2 protein-coding genes and 1 pseudogene are annotated in these 2,178 nt (G+C 45.5%); 1 reads left to right on the forward strand and 2 read right to left on the reverse strand.

All coding sequences use genetic code 11. The features are described 5' to 3' along the window. Nucleotides 1-173, forward strand: a pseudogene (locus AB4496_RS15620) (GGDEF domain-containing protein); the annotation flags it as partial. A gap of 117 nt (nt 174-290) precedes the next feature. Here the strand turns inward: AB4496_RS15620 and cobB are convergent. Both cobB and AB4496_RS15630 read right to left on the reverse strand, forming a co-directional pair. Further along, nucleotides 291-1,025 carry a Sir2 family NAD+-dependent deacetylase gene (gene cobB, locus AB4496_RS15625; RefSeq protein ID WP_009846726.1) on the reverse strand — a complete coding sequence of 245 codons (735 nt, stop codon included), beginning with the start codon at nt 1,023-1,025 and terminating at the stop codon, nt 291-293. A 204-nt stretch (nt 1,026-1,229) separates the two neighbouring features. After that, on the reverse strand, nt 1,230-2,178 hold a 949-nt coding region (locus AB4496_RS15630), incomplete at its 5' end, for an ammonium transporter (protein ID WP_372131320.1).

Here is a 2,178-nt window from a genome sequence, read left to right on the forward strand (position 1 = left end):
GTATCGAAGTGACCAACCGAGATAATTTTAAACAGGCATTGGTTGAATCCGATAAGGCGATGTACGAAATGAAAAAAGCTCAACGACCTGTTCAAAACTCTTGGTGCACGTCTTGTCCTAATCTAGAAACAAATTACCTGAATATAGAGACAACAAGGCAAACTGATGACTAGAGCCTCATCTGAATAAATGTCAGTTTGCCACTGATAAATGATAAATGATAAATGTTGCTGATAACGAGCTCTCAAGTTCCAACCTTAAGCGGGTCAATCAATTTATTGGCACAATGGTCAGGCCGTTAGAGACCCCTTCTCTGACAGCAGTAGCTCACCGACTAGCTTAGGTACCTCGATACTCGCCTTACCGTAACGTTTCTCTTCAAATTCACTCTCTACCGCACTGGGTTCGAGGTTTATCTCGATCGTATGTGCTCCATGCATTTTCGCATCATGCACAAACCCTGCAGCAGGATAAACCACGCCTGATGTCCCGATAGAGATGAACAAATCAGCTTCTTCTAACGCTGAATAAATGTCGCCCATCCTCAATGGCATTTCGCCAAACCACACAATATGAGGGCGCATTTGAGCTGGTATCTGGCAACAATGGCACAATTCACCAGTATGAATGTCGTCTTTGTGCTCTAGAACTTGGTTTGACTCACTACAACGTGCCTTAAGAAGCTCACCGTGCATGTGGATAATGTTGTTGCTACCGCCTCTCTCGTGCAGATTGTCGATGTTTTGAGTGATGATGGTTACTTTGCCATCGAGCTTATCTTCAAGCTCTCCTAGCGCCTTGTGGGCTGAATTTGGAAAGATACTTTCACTCTGTAATCCATGACGACGCTTGTTGTAAAACGCTTGTACAAGGTCAGGATCTTTTGCAAAACCTTCAGGTGTCGCAACATCCTCGATTTTATGGTTTTCCCATAATCCGTCTTGTGCTCGGAATGTTTGTATCCCCGACTCCGCAGAGATACCGGCGCCAGTAAGAATTACGATATTTCGATATGGGAAATGCATATAACGTCCTTTTCAATATGTCACTTGGTAACAGCTTAGCACTGTTCAAATTCCAACAATAGTTTTAGGGATTAGACCATAGTCTTAGCCAACTGAATTCATTGGCTATTTGTGACATAACTCGCTTGATCTCTGCTATTCAGAAATGAAATAGGCACAAAAAAAGCGGCCGAAGCCGCTTGATGTTTATCTATTGAACCGTGATCAGTCTTCGTTGATTGATGAGATCTTATGGATAGAAAGATCCGCGCCATTAAACTCATCTTCTTCACTTAACCTTAGGCCAGTTACTTTGCTCAACACACCGTAGACAACCAATGCACCGATTAAAGCTACCGTAATGCCCGCTAGTGTACCTACCATCTGAGCAGTAAAGCTTACGCCCCCTAGCCCCCAGAATGCTTGCTGACCGAAGATACCCGCTGCAATGCCACCCCATGCACCACATACACCGTGCAGAGGCCACACACCTAGCACATCATCTATCTGTGTTTTGTTTTGCATGTAAGTAAACAAGTAAACGAACAATGCGCCAGCTACGCCGCCTGTTACCAGTGCGCCGAGTGGGTGCATTAAATCTGAGCCTGCGCAAATAGCGACGAGACCAGCTAAAGGACCATTGTGGATGAAGCCTGGGTCATTTTTACCTGCAATCAGAGCCGCAAGAATACCGCCAACCATTGCCATGAGTGAGTTCATTGCCACGAGACCGCTGATACCATTGATAGCTTGAGCTGACATCACGTTAAAGCCAAACCAACCCACACATAAGATCCAAGAACCTAGTGCTAAGAATGGGATGTTTGATGGTGCGAAGTTAGTGTGTTTGCCGGCGCGGACACGGCCTTTGCGCATGCCAAGGAAGTAAACCGCGACCAATGCAATCCAGCCGCCAACACCATGAACAACAACAGAGCCCGCGAAGTCATGGAAGCCATAACCGAATTGCGCCTCAAGCCAATCTTGGAAACCAAAATTACCGTTCCAGATGATGCCTTCAAAGAATGGATAAACAAAGCCTACGGTGAACAGTGTTGCGATGAGTATTGGATAGAAACGTGCACGTTCTGCAATACCACCGGATACAATCGCAGGGATTGCTGCGGCAAAGGTCATTAGGAAGAAAAACTTAACTAGCTCGTATCCATTCCCT

Source organism: Vibrio sp. 10N.222.46.A1 (assembly GCF_041473595.1).
Lineage (GTDB): Bacteria > Pseudomonadota > Gammaproteobacteria > Enterobacterales > Vibrionaceae > Vibrio > Vibrio tasmaniensis_A.

What these genes read in the sequence shown, in the direction of transcription:
- cobB (WP_009846726.1), bottom strand. Translation starts at nt 1,025, where the DNA reads ATGCATTTCCCATATCGAAATATCGTAATTCTTACTGGCGCCGGTATC.